The sequence below is a fragment of the Roseimaritima sediminicola genome, assembly GCF_009618275.1.
GTDB classification, from domain to species: Bacteria; Planctomycetota; Planctomycetia; order Pirellulales; family Pirellulaceae; genus Roseimaritima; species Roseimaritima sediminicola.
Genome location: NZ_WIAD01000116.1, coordinates 1 through 1,786, shown reverse-complemented (window position 1 = coordinate 1,786; position 1,786 = coordinate 1). Strand labels below are relative to the sequence as shown.

The 1,786-nt window shown below is 57.5% G+C and carries 1 protein-coding gene; it reads right to left on the bottom strand.

Features of this window, described 5'->3' with window-relative positions; translation table 11 throughout:
* Positions 1-1,684 (bottom strand): DUF6531 domain-containing protein (locus GE027_RS22485; RefSeq protein WP_202617510.1); only part of this gene is annotated, 1,684 nt, incomplete at its 3' end.
* Positions 1,685-1,786: the final 102 nt, after the last annotated feature.

Below are 1,786 nucleotides of genomic sequence, written 5' to 3'. Positions count from 1 at the left end.
AGACGCTGTAGGTGATAAATCCCCGAGCGTCCATCGTCCATACAGGATTTCCGTAAGTATCGAAAACGGTTTTCGTGGAAGTTGCTGCGCCGCTACCGTTCTCGCTCGTTGTCACGACTGGTAGCGTGACAGTTTGCTGCTTGGGCTGGACGGTCCCATCATGCCAAGTGTAGTCGAACTGCGTTGTCAACGACCCGCTGCCATCGTCGTTTTGATACTGCGTTTGTTTAGAGGCGGGGTAGATCGTGACCGCACCGGCCGTCCGCGATGTGTACTCCGTATGGCTCTGGAGGATCGGCGTTCCCGAGCTGCCCTGCTTGAGGGACGTCGATTCTAGAAAACCTTTCGCGGCGCCCGTAGGGATGTTGGTCGTCGCGTAATAGCTGCGGATCCGAACCAGGCCAGAGCTAGCATTCAGTTGGACGTTCAGATCCGCATCGTTGGCGTCGTAACTGGCGACGGCCGAGGGGCCTGCCGACTGGATGCGGTGGGCCTCCGAATCGTACGAATCCGCCTGTAGCCACACGTCCGAGCCAGACTTCAGTTCACTCAGCAAGGGCTGACCGATGTAGTTGGAATAGACGGTGCGAGTCGCTCCGTCGGGACGCGTTTCGATGGCACGCGTCTTCCAGTGGTTGTAGGTATCGGTGTTCGAACTCGTGAAATAGGAATAGCCGACCGTGATCGAGCCTCGGTCAACGATTTCCTGCGTCACTCGGCGATCGCTACCGTACTGGAAATTGTACCGGGCGTACTGCAGCAGGACCGCGTTACTCACGGTCGTGGGGTCGAGTGAGTCAGCGAGCATATCGGCGTAGCCATCGGGCTGAACCACGAATCGAAGGCCGTGTTTAAAACCTCCTGCCGTGGCATCCTTGTAATACCGATAATAACTCTGCCGCACGTTGTTCCAGGTGATGCCGGAAGGCTCTTGCACGCGGACGCGCATTAAATCTCCGGCAGAGCCGTGTTCGGTGGTGCCGTCATAGTATTCGTACGTCGCTCGCCGAATGTCGTTCCAGGCTCCCGTCCCAACTTGCCTGCGGTAGGTGACCGATGTGGTCTGGCCGCCTGTGTACTCATAGTGAAACTGTGTCGAAACGGTTTGACCATCGACGGTCGATTCCCGCTCGATTGTTTCGATCCGACCGTCGCCGGTGTAGCCAACGACATCCGTAGCCTGTCCCATAGCGTCGATCATGCCGAGCAGCATCCCTGGTAGCGCACTGCCGGAACCACTGGAAGAGGAAGAACTGGAGGACGAGAGGGCACCGAAAGCTCGGAAATACCAAACTTCGCCGGTAGGCTGAGAGAGCACCAAACGATCGTTGGCTGAATCGAGCGTGAGCGTCGATTTTGCTCCAAAGCGGGCAATATAGTTACCGGCGCTTTCATCAAACCACAGGGCGTTTCTTGAACTTCGTACAAAGCAAACAGCGCCATCAGCATCCTTGGTCAGGTAGGGCCAAGCTTCGACGAGCCAGTTGCATCCGAGGCCAACATTGTTGGGGCCGCGTAACTGGTTGCTGTATTGGCGACGTTGCACCCAGGGGCCGCCGGCGCCGGGCACTTGAAGGTCGGTCTCGAAAAGCTGCAACTCGCCAGTTGCGTAGCGCACCGGATAGAAGCTGTAAGGGTCGATTCCACCCTCGTTCGCCTCACACGTTTCCTCTTCCGGCGGCACGTAGGGTGGGACGGGATAAGGGCCGCCAGAAAACGACGATGAACTGCTGCTAGAACTACTTGACGACGAGCTACTGCTTGACGACGAGCTACTGCTTGACGA